Genomic DNA, 15927 nt, shown 5'->3' with positions numbered 1-15927 from the left:
CAATCCAGACCGCAAGGATGCCATGTCAGGAATCTTCTCCAGGGCCATAGGCCTTAACGGACTCTCTTATCGTCTGCTTTCCTACATTCTGATCTGCAGCACTGTGCTGGCGCTGGTCATCACGGTGCTGCAGCTCGCCTGGGATTACAACAAGGACGTCACCGTCATCGAGGCCAGCATCGACCAGATCGAGGCCTCCTTCCTGCAGCCCATCTCCGCCAGTCTGTGGAACCTGGATGAAGAGCAGGTCAAGGTGCAGATCGAAGGCATCATGAACCTGCCCAACATGCAGTTCGTCATGGTCAAGGAGATGCTGGGCAACTCGGAAGTGCCGCTGCTGACCCAGGGGGTGGAGCAGGCGCGATACGACATCTCCCGCGAATTCAGCCTCACCTATCAGGGCGAGGTGGTCGGCAAGCTGTTCGTCGCCGCCACCCTGGATCAGGTCTACCAACGGCTGATCGAGAAGTCGGTGCTGATCCTGGTCAGCCAGACCATCAAGACCCTGGTCGTCTCCCTCTGCATCCTGGTCATCATCTATTACCTGGTGATCCGCCATATCAACCGCATCGTCAGCTACGCCCAGAAACTGAGCCTGGATCGGCTGGCGGTGGAGCTGACGCTGGAAGGGCGTCCCCTGCCCCGCAAGCACCCGGACGAGTTCGATGCGCTGGCCGCCACCCTCAACCAGATGCGCACCCGATTGAACGACGAGTTCAACGCCCGCCATCAGGCGGCGGATCAGCTCCAGCAGGAGCGGGACTTCTCCGCCACCCTGATCAACTCCGCCAACATGGTCATCTGCTGCATGGAGCCGGATCTCAACATCGCCAGCATCAACCCGGCCGCCATACTGCTCACCGGCTATCACCACGAGGAGTTGCTGCAGCACAACTGGCTGGATCTCTTCGTCAGCGAGGAGCAGCGGGCCGAGCTGGCGGCCACCCTGGCGGATCAGGGCTCCCTCGAGGACAGGGAGATCACCATGCATGACCAGCAGGGCAGCGAACTCGTCCTGCAGTGGACCTTCGCCCCCTTCTACGAGGGGCCGAATCTCAAGTATCTGATTGGCTTCGGTTACGACATCACCCCCCTCAAGAAGGTGGAGCGGGAAATCATACTGTTCAACGAACAGCTGGAAGGCAAGGTGGCGGAGCGTACCCGCAGCCTGAGCGATGCCAACGACCAGCTGGGCAAGGCCTATGACGATCTGAAACAGGCGCAGCAGACTCTGGTGGAGTCGGAGAAGATGGCCTCCCTGGGTTCGCTGGTGGCCGGCGTGGCCCACGAGATCAACACCCCCATCGGCATCAGCGTCACGGCCTCCTCCTATCTGCAGGAGCGGGTGGCCGACTTCAAGCAGCACCTCGAGGCCAAGCAGCTGTCGCGCACCTATCTCAACGAGTTCACCCAGAACCTCGATGAGTCGATGCAACTGCTGCAGGGCAACCTGAGGCGGGCCTCGGAGCTCATCGCCAGCTTCAAGCAGGTGGCGGTGGATCAGTCGTCCGAGGCGCGCTACAACTTCAGCCTCGCCGACAACCTGCATCAGGTGGTGGTCTCCCTCGGCTACAAGCTGAAGAAGGCCCAGTGCGAGGTCGACATTCAATGCGATCCCAAGCTGGCCATCTACTCCTTCCCCGGCAGCTTCACCCAGATCTATTCCAACCTGATCCTCAACTCCATCCATCACGGTTTCGACGGCTGGGACAGGCCCAAGAAGATCACCATCAGGGTGGAGCAGCAGGGTGACGAGCTGGTCATCGACTACAGCGACAACGGTCGCGGCATCCCCCCGGAGATACTGCCGCGCATCTTCGATCCCTTCGTCACCTCCAAGCGGGGCCAGGGTGGCAGCGGGCTCGGCACCCACATCATCTACAACCTGGTGGTGCAACTGCTGCGCGGCCGCATCCATTGCGCCAGCGAACCTGGCCAGGGTGCCCAGTTCCATATCCGCCTGCCGATCCGGCAGAACTGAACGCCGGCTCTTGTGAGCCGGCCACTTTGTCCCCATCATGCTGTGATTGCATTCTTAACGAGCGGAGAACCTCGCAATGGCACAGCATTTTGACTATATCGCCATCGGCGGCGGCAGCGGCGGCATCGCCTCGGCCAACCGGGCTGCCATGTATGGCAAGAAAGTCGCCCTGATTGAAGCCAAAGAGCTGGGGGGTACCTGCGTCAACGTCGGCTGCGTGCCGAAGAAGGCCATGTGGTATGCCGGCCAGATCGCCGATGCCCTGAGATACGGGGCCGACTACGGCTTCGACACCACCCTCAATCACTTCAGCTGGGCCAGGCTGGTCGAGTCCCGTCAGGCCTATATTGGCCGCATCCACAAGTCCTACGAGAACGTGCTGGGCAAGAACCAGATCACCGTCATCAAGGGCTTCGCCCGTTTCGTCAGCAGCAACACCATCGAGGTTGATGGCGAGCAGTACAGCGCCGATCACATACTGATCGCCACCGGTGGCCGCCCCGAGGTCCCGACCATACCGGGCGCCGAACTCGGCATCGACTCCGACGGCTTCTTCGATCTGCAAAGCCAGCCCAAGCGGGTCGCCGTGGTCGGTGCCGGCTATATCGCGGTCGAGATCGCCGGCGTGATGCAGGCGCTTGGCTCCGAGACCCATCTGGTGGTGCGCAAGCATGCGCCGCTGCGCAACTTCGACCCCATGATCCACGAGACCCTGGTGGAGATCATGGCCCAGGAAGGGCCCAGGCTGCACACCCACGCCGTACCCAAAGCCGTGCTCAAGAACGCTGACAACAGCCTGACCCTGCAACTGGAAGATGGTCGCCACCTCACGGTGGACTGCCTGATCTGGGCCATCGGCCGCGTGCCGGCCACCGACAACCTCAATCTGGCCGCCACCGGCATCACCCTGGACGAGAAGGGCTTCATTCCCACCGACACGTTCCAGAACACCGCCGTCGCCAACCTCTATGCGGTGGGTGACAACACCGGCCGCATCCAGCTCACCCCGGTGGCCGTCGCGGCCGGCCGTCGCCTCTCGGAGCGGCTGTTCAACAACAAGCCGAGCGAGCACCTCAACTACGATCTGGTGCCGACCGTGGTGTTCAGCCACCCGCCCATCGGCACCATAGGTCTGACCGAGCCGGAAGCCATCGCCGAATACGGTGAAGATCAGGTCAAGGTCTACCGCAGCCAGTTCACCGCCATGTATTCGGCCCTGACCCAGCATCGCCAGCCCACCCGGATGAAGCTGGTCTGCGTCGGCCCGGAGGAGAAGGTGGTCGGCCTGCACGGCATCGGCTTTGCGATGGACGAGATACTGCAGGGCTTTGGCGTCGCCATGAAGATGGGGGCCACCAAGGCGGACTTCGACAACTGCGTCGCCATCCATCCGACCAGCGCGGAAGAGTTTGTCACCATGCGTTGAGGCTGGGGAACAGGGAGACAAAGCTCAAACCGACAACTGCGTTGCCCCTTCCCACCCCACCAGCGCGGAAGAGTTTGTCACCATGCGCTGAGGCTGGGGAACAGGGAGACAGAGGTCAAACCGACAACTGCGTTCCCCTTCCCACCCCACCAGCGCAGAAGAGTTTGTGACCATGCGTTGAGAGCCGCTGGCAACGGTATAAGCCTCGCTCTCCAAACCCGGCCCAGGCCGGGTTTTTTGATCCCTCCCCACCCGATTCCCTCTGAAACCGGCGTTCTTTACGCCGATTTTACGCTCCCCCAATGCCCCTTTATGGCGCCTTTACGCCCGTTTTACATACCCTTTCAGCGTCAATGACACCAACGGAGTCGATATGGATATGCATCGACTCTCGACGCTAATTATCTCAACGGAGTCGTTATGAATTGGCTATATCTGCTGCTGGTCCTCGCCCTGATGGGTTACCTGATGCGTGCACTGACGCATAGCCACGAGTGAGGGACTTGAAGATGCGGCAAGTAATTATCCATCCGGTAGCCTGCAAGCAACCGGGCCTCACGGGCTATCCAATGCGTGCACTGATGCACTGCGACCACGAGTGAGGGATCTGATATGTGGCAAGAAATAATCTATCCGGTGGCCTTCGTGCTGCTGGTCCTGCTGCCGGCACCCCTGCTCGGCAGCTATATGTATCGCGTGTTCGAGGGCAAGAGTCGCTGGCTCGCGCCGGTCGAGCGCGCCACCCTGGCCTGCTGCGGCACGGACGGACGGGAGCAGGACTGGAAGTCCTACGCCCTCAGCCTGCTGGCCTTCAACGGTGCCGGTTTCGGTCTGCTGTTCCTGATCCTGATGGCCCAGGGCCTGCTGCCCCTCAACCCGCAACAGCTGCCGGGCCTGAGCTGGCAACTCGCCTTCAACACCGCCGTCAGCTTCATGACCAACACCAACTGGCAAGCCTATTCCGGTGAGGCCAGCCTCTCCTACTTCAGCCAGATGGTGGGGCTCACCACCCAGAACTTCGTCTCCGCCGCCACCGGTGCCACCGTCGCCGTCGCGCTGTTCCGCGGTCTCTCCCGCCAGCAGACCATACACCTTGGCAACTTCTGGCAGGATCTGGTGCGCTTCTGCCTCTACGTGCTGCTGCCCATGGCGTTGATCATGGCGCTGCTGCTGGTGTGGCAAGGGGTTCCCCAGAGTCTGTCGGCCTATCTGCCGTTCCATGCCCTGGAAGGTCAGGAGCAGCTGCTGCCGCTCGGCCCTGCCGCCTCGCAGATCGCCATCAAGCAGCTCGGCTCCAACGGCGGCGGCTTCTTCGGCGTCAACTCGGCCCACCCGTTCGAGAACCCGACCGCCCTCTCCAACTGGCTGGAGATGGTCACCCTGCTGACCATTCCCGCCGCCCTGGTCTGCACCCTGGGCCGTTACGTGAAGGATTCCGGTCACGGCCGCGCCATCCTCGTCGCCATGACGCTGCTGTTCGTGATGGGGCTCGGCCTCTCCGTCTATCAGGAGTTGCAACCGGATCCTGCGCTCGCCCAGCTCACCACCCAGGCAGGCAACTGGGAAGGCAAGGAGAGCCGCTTCGGCCCCGTGCTCTCCAGCATCTGGGAAGTGGCGACCACTTCGGCCTCCAACGGCTCCGTCAACGCCATGCACGACAGCTTCACCCCGCTGGGTGGCATGGTCGGCATGATCAACATGCTGCTCGGTGAGGTCATCTTCGGCGGCGTGGGTGCCGGTATCTACGGCATGATGCTGTTCGTGCTGCTGACCGTGTTCCTGTGCGGCCTGATGGTCGGGCGCACGCCGACCTATCTCGGCAAGCGCCTCGGGATCACCGAGATGAAATGGGTGGTCGCCAGCATGCTGGTGATGCCGGTCGGGGTTCTGGTGATCGGCGGGGTCACACTGCTGATGCCGGATGCCGCCACCATCATGGGTCACGATGGCCCCCACGGCCTGTCCAGGTTGATCTACAACTACGCCTCGGCCGCCGGCAACAACGGCTCGGCCTTCGGGGGCTTCGCCGCCGCGGACAACTGGCAGTGCGTCGCCATCGGTCTGGCCATGCTGCTCGGTCGCTTCGGCTACATTATTCCGGTACTGGCCATCGCAGGTCAGCTCTCGCGCGCCTCCCAACAGGATGCTGGCGAGGGTGACTTCCCCATCCGCGGTCCGCTGTTCATCACCTTGCTGATCATCACAGTGCTGCTGATAGGCGGTCTCTCCTTCCTGCCGGTACTGGCGCTGGGCCCCGTCGCCGAGCATCTCCTGATACTGGGAGCACTCTGATGACCCTGTTCATGTCAGTCACTTTACCGATGCCAATGACCGAACATCTGATGCTGGGAGCATTCAAATGAGCAAGTCCATCTCCATCCCTGCCCGCACCGAAAAGGTGAAGGGCAAGGGCAAGAAACAGACCTCACAAGTCGTGCAGGCCATGATCGAAGCCTTCTATCGCTTCAACCCCAAGGCGCTGTTTGGCAGCCCCATACTGTTCACCCTCTGGCTGGCCGCCGTGATGGCGACCGTGGAGTCCCTGCTGGGCCAGCCCCTGTCAGGGGTCACCCCCAGCCTGGCCTGGCAGCTGACGGCCTGGTTGTGGCTGACCCTGTGGTTTGCCAACTTCGCCGAAACCCTGGCAGAAGGCCGCGGCAAGGCGCGGGCCGACAGCCTGAAGGCGGGCATGAGCCAGCTCCAGGCACGCAAGGTGCGGGATCCGAAAGATGGCCAGGGCGAATGGGTCGCGGCCACCAGCCTGCAAAAAGGGGATCTGGTGCTGGTGCGCAGCGGCGAGATGATCCCGGCCGACGGTGAAGTCGTTGCCGGTATCGCCTCCGTCAACGAGGCCGCCATCACAGGTGAATCCGCCCCCGTCATCCGCGAGTCCGGCACCGACCGCAGCGGCGTGACCGGCAACACCACTGTGGTCTCCGACGAGATCTGGGTCCGTGTGACCAACAATCCCGGGGAGAGCACGCTCGACCGCATGATAGCGCTGGTCGAGGGGGCCAAGCGCCAGAAGACCCCGAACGAGATGGCACTCGATGCCCTGCTGGTGGGTCTGACCCTGATCTTCCTGCTGGTGGTCGCCACCCTGCCCTGGTTCCTCGACTACAACGGCACCCAGGTACCGCGCCTCTACCTGCTTGCACTGTTCATCACCCTGATCCCGACCACCATAGGGGGCCTGCTCTCCGCCATCGGCATCGCCGGCATGGACCGGCTGGTGAAGCTGAACGTGATCGCCAAGTCAGGTCGTGCCGTGGAGGCCGCCGGTGACGTGCGCACCCTGCTGCTGGACAAGACAGGCACCATCACCTTCGGCAACCGCATGGCCGACGAGCTGATCCCTGCTCCCGGTGTCGATCCCTCCCTGCTGGCCCAGGCCGCCATGCTGGCCTCCCTCGGCGACAACACCCCCGAGGGCAAGTCCATCCTGACCCTGGCCGGCAAGAGCATGGCCAAGCCGAGCCAGCTCGAGAGCGACAAGGTGATCCCCTTCAGCGCCGAGACCCGGTTGAGCGGTCTGGATCGCAACGGTCATCAATATCGCAAGGGGGCCGTGGATGCGGTGCTCAACTACCTCTCCCTCGATCGCAAGGGAGTGCCCGAGCTTATCCTGAAGGCGGTCGACAACATCGCCCGTCAGGGCGGTACCCCGCTGCTGGTCTGCACCCACGAGCAGTTGCTGGGGGTGGTGTACCTCAAGGACATCATCAAGCCAGGCATCAAGGCCCGCTTCCAGATCCTGCGTCACATGGGGATCCGCACCGTGATGATCACCGGGGACAACCCGCTGACCGCCGCCGCCATCGCCGCCGAAGCCGGGGTGGATGACTTCATCGCCGAGGCAACCCCGGAGAAGAAGCTGGCCTATATCCGTCAGGAGCAGGCCGATGGCCGCATGGTCGCCATGTGCGGTGACGGCGCCAACGACGCACCGGCCCTGGCCCAGGCGGACGTGGGGCTGGCCATGAACGAAGGCACCCAAGCCGCCAAGGAGGCGGGCAACCTGGTGGATCTGGACTCCAACCCCACCAAGCTGCTGGACGTGGTGCTGGTGGGCAAGCAGTTGCTGGTCACCCGGGGTGCCCTGACCACCTTCTCCATCGCCAACGACGTGGCCAAGTACTTCGCCATACTGCCGGCCCTCTTCATCGCCGCCTACCCACAGCTGGGGGCACTGAACCTGATGCAACTCGGCAGCCCAGAGAGCGCCATACTGTCGGCCATCATCTTCAACGCCCTGATCATAGTGGCGCTGGTACCGCTGGCGCTGCGGGGGGTCAACGTGAAGGGCTCTGCCGCCAGCCTGCTGCGCCGCAACCTGTTGATCTATGGTCTCGGTGGCCTGGTCGTGCCCTTCATTGGAATCAAGTTGATCGATCTGGTCATCACAGGCCTGGGGCTGGTGTGATGAAAACGCCGCACGATGGTATCCACAGCCTGATCGTGCCCCCATGCATGGGCATCAAGTTGATCGATCTGGTCATCACAGGCCTGGGTCTGGTGTAACCACATAACGGGTGCAAGCCTGGCCTGCACCCCATCAATCTGTTTGGAGCAAGAAAATCATGATAGCAATCAGAACCCTGCTGACCCTGACCCTGCTGCTGGGTGTCGGCTACCCCCTGGCCGTCACCGGACTGGCCCAGCTGCTGTTCCCCTGGCAGGCCAACGGCAGCCAGCTGACCGATGCCAAGCAGCAGCTGATCGGCAGCGCCCTGCTAGCGCAAAAATTCGAGCGGGCGGAGTACTTCCACTCCCGTCCCTCCGCCAGCGACTTCACCACCATAGGCAGCGGCGCCAGCAACCTGGGGATGAGCTCCCCCCTGCGCAGCGAATTTGCCAAGGCACAGGGTAATTACCAGTCCCCCGCCATGCTGACCCGCTCAGGTTCGGGCCTGGATCCCCACCTGCCCCTGGATGCCGTGCTGGCCCAGGTGGAGCGCGTCGCCAAGCAACGCGGGCTGGATCCCGCTTCCCTGACGGAGCAGGTCAAGTCGTCGACACAAGCTGGTATCCTTGGCCCCCAGGTGGTCAACATCCTCCAGTTGAATCTGTTGCTCGATCAGCACAAGGACGCATGATGGCGCGCTTGGCTGGCCCGAGTTGGAGGGCGACCCAGATTTTCAAACCGAGCCGGCAGTTGCTCCATAAGGATGATGATGCGTGATGTGGTAAAAGCGGGTGCCTTGCTGGCAGGCATGAAGCAGGAGCACGGGAATGCGTAATGAGGTTAAGGCGGGTGCCTTGCTGACAAGCATGAAGCAGGAGCACGGGAATGCGTGATGAGGTACAGGCGGGTGCCTTGCTGGCAAGCATGAAGCAGGAGCACGGGAATGCGTGATGAGGTTCGGGCCGACGCCTTGCTGGCAAGCCTGGAAGAGGAACACAAGGGCAAGCTGAAGGTCTTCCTCGGCGCTGCCCCCGGCGTAGGCAAGACCTACGCCATGTTGCAGGCGGTGCGGGAACAGGCCAAGGAAGGGGTCGACATTCTCATCGGCGTGGTCGAGACCCACGGGCGCCAGGAGACCCTGGCGCTGCTCGACAAGCTCGCCATCCAGCCACGCAAGCTGCATCACCACCGCCAGCAACGACTGGAGGAGATGGACCTGGATGGCTTGCTCGAACGCAAGCCATCCATCGTAGTGGTGGATGAACTGGCCCATACCAATGCTCCCGGCAGCCGCCACGAGAAACGCTGGCAGGATGTGGAGGAGCTGCTCGGCGCCGGCATAGACGTCTACTCCACCCTCAACGTACAACACCTGGAGAGCCTCAACGATCTGGTGTGGCAGCTGACCGGGGTCAGGGTCAAGGAGACCCTGCCCGATCAGGTGCTGCTGGAGGCGGACAGCATAGTCCTCATAGATCTGCCCCCCAAGGAGCTGCTCGGTCGGCTCAAGGAGGGCAAGGTCTATGTGCCCCATCAGGCCAAGGCCGCCCTGCAATCCTTCTTCTCCCTCAACAACCTGACCGCCCTGCGCGAGCTGGCGATGCAGACTGCCGCCAGCCACGTGGAGGGGGATCTGCAACTGCAGTGGCAGGCGGCGGGCAAGACCACGCTGCCGCTGCGGGGCAAGCTGATGGTCTGCCTCGGGGATCAGCACGGCTCTGCCCTGGTGCGCTACGGCCACCGCTTCGCCCAACGCCGCCAGCTACCCTGGCTGGTGGTACACATCGACAGCAAGGGGCAGCGCTCCCCTGAGCTGGAGCAGGCGCTGGCGCTGGCCTCTCACCTCGGCGCCAAGGTGCTGACCCTCTCCAGCCCGGCGGTCGCCGATGCCCTGCTGGAGACGGCCGAACAGCAGCAGGTCTCGCAGCTGTTGCTCGGCAAGCCCCACAACCCGCCCTGGCGCCGCTCCCTGGTGCAGCACCTGCTGAAACAGGCACAGGGATTCGAGATCACGCTGGTGGACACGGAGAAGAACAAGCCAGGACTGAGGCTGCAACCACTCCACCCCAAGGACATTCGCCAGAGCCTGCTGGCCATCGCCATTATGGCGGTGACCTCAGCCAGCGCCTGGGGGCTCTCCCACTGGCTGCCGCCCGCCTCCCTGCCGCTGCTGTTCGTGCTGGGGGTACTCGCCACTGCCCTCACCACCAGCCTGGTGCCCGCCATCCTGGCGGCCGTGCTGGGATTCGTCGCGCACAATCTGCTGTTCACCGCCCCCTACTTCTCCCTCAGCGTCGCCAGCCACAGCGACCTGCTCACCCTGTTCGTGCTGCTCATCGTCGGCATGACGGCGGGGCGGCTCGCCTCCCGCCAGCGCCAGCAGCTGGTAGGCTTGCGCGAGACCCAGCAGCTCGGCAACGCCCTGCTCTCTCTCAGCCAGGGGCTGGCCACTGCCAGCAGCCCGGTGGAGGTGCTCAGGCAGGGTACCCAGGCCATCTCCCTCGCCCTGGGGCAGCCCGTGTTCGCCCTGGGTGAGGAGTACCAGTACAGAGCCGGAGACGAGGTGCGGGCACCGGGCCAGACCGACAAGGCCGCCATCGACTGGTGCCTGGCCCAGAAGCAGAGCGCCGGGGCCCACACCGCCACCCTCAATGCGGCCGAGGCCCAGTACCACCACCTCACCGATGAACTGGTGCTGGGGATACGGCTGGCCAGCCCGCTCGCCTCCTCCGCCGAACATCAGTTGCAGGCGCTGCTCACCGACATCCGCGCCGCCTTGGCGCGGATCGATCTCAACGAGCGGCTGGCCGACAGCCAGCTGCAGGCGGAGACGGATCGGATGCGCGCCGCCCTGCTCTCCTCGGTCTCCCACGATCTGAAGACGCCGCTCGCCACCATCATGGGGGCAGGCAGCACACTGCTGGAATACGGTGACCGGATCAGTGCCGAGGATCGCAACGAGCTGCTCCACTCGGTGCAGGAGGAGGCGCGCCGCCTGCACAGCTATGTGCAGAACCTGCTGGACATGACCCGCATCGGCTCCCCGGACTTCCAGCTGAAGCGGGAGTGGGTCGACCTCGCCGACCTGGTGGAGAGTGCCCGCAAGCGGCTGGACTCCTCCTGGCGCCAGCACAAGCTGCTGATCCACTTCGATCAGCAGATCCCCCAGCTCTATGTGCACGGTGCCCTGATCGAGCAGGTGCTGGTCAACATCCTCGACAACGCCTCCCGCTACTCACCAGCCGGCACCCCCATAGAGTTCAAGGTGATGCTGGCGGATCCCGACCTCATCATCGACATCATCGACATCGGGGTCGGCATCGCAGAATCGGATCGGGACAAGATCTTCAATCTGTTCTATACCCAGCCGGTGGGGGATTGCGGCAGTCGCGGCACCGGACTTGGCCTCGCCATTTCCCGCGCTATGATAGAGGCTCACGGTGGTCGCATCTGGGCATTTGCCGGCCCCAACGGCAACGGCACCTGCATGCGTATCTCCCTGCCACTCTCCCTCAACTCACCTGAGGTATGATGCATACATTTCGGGTTTCTGACCCTTCAACACTCGCCTCTGGAGGTTAGATGGCTCATATCCTGGTCATAGATGATGAAGCGGCCATTCGCCGCTTTCTGCGGATCAGCCTGGTCGCCGAGGGGCACCAGGTGAGCGAGGCGGTGGGCGTCAACGAAGGGCTGGCGCAGTACCGCCACCTCAACCCCGATCTGGTGATCCTGGATCTCGGCCTGCCGGACGGGGACGGCATCCAGATCTTGCAGGCCATCCGCGAGCACCACCCCAACCCGGTGCTGGTGCTGTCGGCACGGGATTCGGAGCAGGAGAAGGTGCGGCTGCTGGATGCCGGGGCCAACGACTACATGAGCAAGCCGTTCGGCATCGGCGAGATGATGGCCCGCATCCGGGTGCTGCTGCGCCAGCGCGCCGGGGTCAGCAGCGGCGAATGCCGCCACTTTCCCCAATGCGGCCTGAGCCTGGATACCGGCAGTCACAAGGTCACCATGGGAGATGAGGAGATCCCCCTCTCCCGCAAGGAGTTCGCCCTGCTGCAGGCCCTGGTGTGTCACCCCGGCAAGCTGGTGCTGCAGACCCAGCTGCTCAACGACATCTGGGGGCCAAGCCACAAAGAGGATACCCACTACCTGCGCATCGTCATCGCCAGCCTGCGCAAGAAGCTGGGAGACAATCCCCAGAACCCCAGCCTGATCGAGACCGAATCCGGCATCGGCTACCGCTTCATCGGCAGTTGAAACAGTCACAGGCAGCCTACCCCGTTCGAAACACCATACCCGGTATCGGCAACTGACGTTTCACGTGGAACGACGCCCGCTGCAAATCAGCGCCAACAGACCGCAACCACAGAGCAACAGGCCGAGATCCTGCAATCCGGCCGCCACCGCCAATCCCAGACTGAGCAGCAGGTAGTAGCCGAGCCCGAACAGGGCGCCAGCACTGCCTGCCACCTCGCGATAGGCCAGCAGCGCCTGACTCAGCACATTGGGGATCGCCACCCCATAGGCCACCACTATCCCCATCATGGGCAGCAGGAACCAGAGCGAGGCCTGACTCGCCCAGACCAGCAGCCCGGCAACCAGTGCCAGACTGCAGGCCAGCCTGATCAGGGATGACGGCTGCCACCCCCTCCCCAGCAGATGCTTGTTGAACAGGCTGCCGAGCAGGGTCGCCAGCGCCAGCAAGATCCCCGAGTAACCAAACTCGCCGGTGCTCAATCCCAGCCCGGCAAACAGGAAAGGCGCCAGGCTGTAGTAGCCAAACAGCATGGTGTTGAACAGGGCGACCAGCAGGGCACTGCGCCAGAGCCCACCATCTTTCACCATCCGGCACGCCAGCGGCCAAAGCGCAACCCGCTGAGTCATGGCCGGACGGGTTTCCGGCAGCCACCGACCGGCCACCAGCAGCAACACTGCCGCCAGCACCAGCAGACCGCTGAAGACCCCGAGATAGCCAAGCCGCTCGGCCAGCAAGCCGCCGCTCACCAACCCCAGCACGGGGCTGAGGGAGAGCGCCATGCCCATCACCGAAAACACCCGCGCCAGATCGCTGCCCTGATAGCTGTCGCGCAGCATGGTCTGGGTCACCACGGATCCCACGGCGGCGCCGAAGGCCGAGATGACCCGGGCCAGCAGCAACACCTCGAACTCATTGGCCAACAACGCCAGCAGGGTGCCGATGCCATAGGTGAGCAGACCTGCCAGCATGGCGGGACGCCGCCCGATCAGATCGCAGAGCCTGCCCCAGCAGACCACACCCACCGCAAACGCCAGAAAATAGACCGACAGGGTCTGGGATGCCTGCCCCTCGCTCACCCGGAACTGGGTGGCGATCTGGGTCAGCACCGGGCTGTAGATGGTCTCCACTATCTGGGGAAACATCATCAATCCCACCACCAGCCAGCGCGGTGGCAACTTGTTGTTCATGACACACCTCCTTCACAAGAGGTCGTCATTCTAGAGAGATGCCGATTGTCTGATTACAATAAGCAGGACTATATACATCAAGAATCGGACACATGGCCTTTATTCTTCCCGATCACCCTTTCGACCCCGACCAGCTGGCGGGCAGCGTGATCGGCATCGCCTCCGCGCTCGGCTGGCACGACTCCGGCCTGCATCGGCATCAGCGCCACCAGCTGCTGTTCGCCCAATCAGGCTGCATGACCATGGAGCTGGCAGACAGGGTCTGCCTGCTCCCGCCGACGCGAGCGGCCTGGCTGCCGGCGGGCACGCCCCACAGGGTCCTGATGCGCGGTGTGGTGGCCTATCGGTCCCTCTACTTCACCCCGCACCCCGAGTTGCCGACCAGCATGGCGGTGCTGGCCGTCAATCCCCTGTTGCACGCCCTGATCGAACGGATGGCGCTCTGGCCGTGGGACCAGCCGCAAGAGGAGCAGCAGCGGACGCTGGCACTGTTCATGGAGGAGTTGGGGCAGGCACCCCGAGAGTCCTGGCAGCTGCCGTTGCCGTCAGACCCGCGTCTGGCGACCTGGCTGCAGGAGATAAAGCGGGGCGACACCCTGCCCCCTCGGCTCAACCGGCTGGCCGAGGAGGTGGGTGCCAGTGACAAGACCATAGGCCGCATCTTCATGAGAGAGACCGGCATGAACTACCAGGCCTGGCGCCAGCAGTGGCGACTGCTGCGAACCATGGAGTTGCTGGCCGAAGGCGAACCCATCAGCCGGATTGCCGCTTCTCTGGAGTTTTCCAGCGACAGCGCCTTCATCAGCTTCTTCAAACAGCACTCGGGGCAGACGCCCCTGCGTCACCTCAACTCTCGGGGTGAGTCGTCACGGCGGGGCTGACCTCCACCACCAGGGTATCCAGTGCCAATGGCTGGAGGTTGTGGATGGCATCCAGTACCACCTCCCGGGATGCCTGCTGCTGCTGGGCAAGCATCTCCTGCGCCAGCTTGGCGCTATCCAGCTCGGGCCTGGGGTTGTCGTTGGCCATGGCGTTCAGGCTCAGGCTCAGGCTCAGGCTGCTCAGTATCAGGGTCGCGATCAGGGTCTTCATCTGGCTTGCTCCGGTGTGGTTGAGATGACCAGAGAGTTATTCCAATAGTCGTGCCAACTATATAAACATTTGATTTTGTTTAAATAAAATCAAAACAGATACCATTTGAGGCATCCCTTCCCATCTTGTTGGTTATTTTGAAACCCATTAGTGGTTATTTTTACCACATCCATTTTCCTGGGCCCGTTCCACGTGGAACGTCCCATGATTTTGATCGACACCCGCTTTTAAACTGAGCTATGGTGCTAGCTCCCCCGTAACTGAATCTGGATCTGTCACCGAATGGAATTCTCCTTGTTCGGCGAGAAGTTCACTCGCCACGCCGGTATTACCCAACTCATGGATGACCTCAATCAGGGGCTGCTCAATCCGGACGCCATCATGCTGGGAGGCGGCAATCCGGCCCCCATCCCCGCCATGCTGGAACGCTTTCAGACCGAGGCCAAGCAGCTGCTCGACAATGGCGAGCTGATCAAGGCCATGGCCAACTACGATGGCCCGCAAGGCAAGGACAGGTTCACCAAGGCGCTGGCCGCCCTGCTCAAGAGAGAGCTGGGCTGGGACATCTCGGCCCGCAACATAGCCCTGACCAACGGCAGCCAGAATGCCTTCTTCTATCTGTTCAACCTGCTGGCCGGCGAGTTCGCCGATGGCCGCAAGAAGAAGGTGCTCTTCCCCCTGGCCCCCGAATACATCGGCTATGCGGACTCGGCCCTGGCGGAGGATCACTTCGTCGCCTACAAGCCCACCATAGAGAAGCTGGCCGACGGCCAGTTCAAATACCATGTGGATTTCGAGAGCCTGGAGGTGGGTGACGACATAGGGGTGATCTGCGTCTCCCGCCCGACCAACCCCACAGGCAACGTGCTGACCGATGAAGAGATAGAGCATCTGGATCAGATCGCCCGCGACAAGGGGATCCCGCTGCTGCTCGACAACGCCTACGGCGTGCCCTTCCCCGGCATCATCTTCAGCGAGGCCAAGCCGTTCTGGAATACCAACACCATACTCTGCATGAGTCTCTCCAAGCTGGGCCTGCCGGGCACCCGCTGCGGCATCGTCATCGCAGACGAGAAGATCATCCAGGCCATCACCAACCTGAGCGGCATCATCAACCTGGCACCGGGCAGCCTGGGGCCCGCCATCACCATCCCCATGATAGAGAGCGGCGAGATCATCGCCCTGAGCGAGCAGGTGGTGAAACCCTTCTACAAGCAGAAGGCCGACTTCGCGGTCCAGCTACTGCGAGAAGCCATTCCCGATCCGCGCTTCCACATCCACAAGCCGGAAGGCGCCCTCTTCCTCTGGCTCTGGTTCGAAGGCCTGCCGATCCACTGCCAGGCGCTCTACGAGCGGCTGAAGGCGAAGAACCTGCTGATAGTGCCGGGTCACTACTTCTTCCCCGGCATCGACGACCCCGAGTGGCGCCACAGTCAGGAGTGCATCCGCCTCAACTACTCCCAGAGCGAGGAGCTGGTGCGGCGCGGCATCGCCATACTGGCGGACGAGATCAACGCCATTTACCGCGGCAGCTGACTCGCCTGCGGATAAAAGAAAGGCCTGCGATCG

Annotated in this window: 11 protein-coding genes; 9 read left to right on the top strand and 2 right to left on the bottom strand. The window is 62.9% G+C overall.

Annotation, left to right across the window (positions count from 1 at the left end):
* The first annotated feature begins 22 nt into the window (after positions 1-22).
* The 7 genes from AC1IN8_RS18010 to AC1IN8_RS17980 all read left to right on the top strand — a co-directional run bounded on the left by AC1IN8_RS18010 (position 23) and on the right by AC1IN8_RS17980 (position 12078).
* Positions 23-1981, top strand: a complete 1959-nt coding sequence (locus AC1IN8_RS18010; protein WP_139437098.1) for an ATP-binding protein — start codon at positions 23-25, stop codon at positions 1979-1981.
* Positions 1982-2057: 76 nt separating this feature from the next.
* Complete coding sequence (gorA, locus tag AC1IN8_RS18005) at positions 2058-3407, top strand: glutathione-disulfide reductase (RefSeq protein WP_479759970.1); 1350 nt, start codon at positions 2058-2060, stop codon at positions 3405-3407.
* A 612-nt stretch (positions 3408-4019) separates the two neighbouring features.
* A complete protein-coding gene (kdpA, locus tag AC1IN8_RS18000; RefSeq protein ID WP_479759968.1) occupies positions 4020-5699 on the top strand; it encodes a potassium-transporting ATPase subunit KdpA in 1680 nt (559 codons plus the stop codon).
* Positions 5700-5766: 67 nt separating this feature from the next.
* Positions 5767-7830 carry a potassium-transporting ATPase subunit KdpB gene (gene kdpB, locus AC1IN8_RS17995; RefSeq protein WP_139437104.1) on the top strand — a complete coding sequence of 688 codons (2064 nt, stop codon included), beginning with the start codon at positions 5767-5769 and terminating at the stop codon, positions 7828-7830.
* A gap of 157 nt (positions 7831-7987) precedes the next feature.
* A complete protein-coding gene (locus tag AC1IN8_RS17990; protein ID WP_202047987.1) occupies positions 7988-8503 on the top strand; it encodes a potassium-transporting ATPase subunit C in 516 nt (171 codons plus the stop codon).
* 252 nt (positions 8504-8755) lie between these two features.
* A complete protein-coding gene (locus tag AC1IN8_RS17985) occupies positions 8756-11344 on the top strand; it encodes a DUF4118 domain-containing protein (protein WP_479759966.1) in 2589 nt (862 codons plus the stop codon).
* A gap of 50 nt (positions 11345-11394) precedes the next feature.
* Positions 11395-12078 (top strand): response regulator, encoded by a 684-nt coding sequence (locus AC1IN8_RS17980; RefSeq protein WP_139437109.1) that lies wholly within the window; start codon positions 11395-11397, stop codon positions 12076-12078.
* Between the two features lie 60 nt (positions 12079-12138).
* Here the strand turns inward: AC1IN8_RS17980 and AC1IN8_RS17975 are convergent, their stop codons facing one another.
* Entirely contained in the window at positions 12139-13266 is a 1128-nt protein-coding gene (locus AC1IN8_RS17975; RefSeq protein ID WP_479759964.1) for a multidrug effflux MFS transporter, read from the bottom strand.
* A 92-nt stretch (positions 13267-13358) separates the two neighbouring features.
* Between AC1IN8_RS17975 and AC1IN8_RS17970 the strand changes: the two genes are divergently transcribed.
* A complete protein-coding gene (locus tag AC1IN8_RS17970; RefSeq protein WP_479759962.1) occupies positions 13359-14147 on the top strand; it encodes an AraC family transcriptional regulator in 789 nt (262 codons plus the stop codon).
* Here AC1IN8_RS17970 and AC1IN8_RS17965 read toward each other — a convergent pair.
* The gene (locus tag AC1IN8_RS17965; RefSeq protein WP_479759961.1) at positions 14113-14358 is read right to left on the bottom strand and encodes a hypothetical protein; all 246 of its coding nucleotides are present in this window, start codon (positions 14356-14358) and stop codon (positions 14113-14115) included. The genes AC1IN8_RS17970 and AC1IN8_RS17965 overlap by 35 nt on opposite strands.
* 282 nt (positions 14359-14640) lie before the next feature.
* Between AC1IN8_RS17965 and AC1IN8_RS17960 the strand changes: the two genes are divergently transcribed.
* Positions 14641-15894, top strand: a complete 1254-nt coding sequence (locus AC1IN8_RS17960; protein WP_479759959.1) for a valine--pyruvate transaminase — start codon at positions 14641-14643, stop codon at positions 15892-15894.
* Positions 15895-15927: the final 33 nt, after the last annotated feature.

This window comes from Aeromonas sp. 130281, from assembly GCF_056642115.1.
Note: the sequence above shows the minus strand (reverse complement) of the source record. Positions and strands in the feature narration are given on the sequence as shown.

Excerpts from the sequence above, each read along its gene's own strand:
- AC1IN8_RS17970 (WP_479759962.1), top strand. The coding sequence starts at position 13,359 with ATGGCCTTTATTCTTCCCGATCACCCTTTCGACCCCGACCAGCTGGCG.
- AC1IN8_RS17985 (WP_479759966.1), top strand. The coding sequence starts at position 8,756 with ATGCGTGATGAGGTTCGGGCCGACGCCTTGCTGGCAAGCCTGGAAGAG.
- AC1IN8_RS17980 (WP_139437109.1), top strand. The coding sequence starts at position 11,395 with ATGGCTCATATCCTGGTCATAGATGATGAAGCGGCCATTCGCCGCTTT.
- AC1IN8_RS17975 (WP_479759964.1), bottom strand. The coding sequence starts at position 13,266 with ATGAACAACAAGTTGCCACCGCGCTGGCTGGTGGTGGGATTGATGATG.
- AC1IN8_RS17965 (WP_479759961.1), bottom strand. The coding sequence starts at position 14,358 with ATGAAGACCCTGATCGCGACCCTGATACTGAGCAGCCTGAGCCTGAGC.
- AC1IN8_RS17960 (WP_479759959.1), top strand. The coding sequence starts at position 14,641 with ATGGAATTCTCCTTGTTCGGCGAGAAGTTCACTCGCCACGCCGGTATT.
- kdpB (WP_139437104.1), top strand. The coding sequence starts at position 5,767 with ATGAGCAAGTCCATCTCCATCCCTGCCCGCACCGAAAAGGTGAAGGGC.
- kdpA (WP_479759968.1), top strand. The coding sequence starts at position 4,020 with ATGTGGCAAGAAATAATCTATCCGGTGGCCTTCGTGCTGCTGGTCCTG.
- AC1IN8_RS17990 (WP_202047987.1), top strand. The coding sequence starts at position 7,988 with ATGATAGCAATCAGAACCCTGCTGACCCTGACCCTGCTGCTGGGTGTC.
- AC1IN8_RS18010 (WP_139437098.1), top strand. The coding sequence starts at position 23 with ATGTCAGGAATCTTCTCCAGGGCCATAGGCCTTAACGGACTCTCTTAT.
- gorA (WP_479759970.1), top strand. The coding sequence starts at position 2,058 with ATGGCACAGCATTTTGACTATATCGCCATCGGCGGCGGCAGCGGCGGC.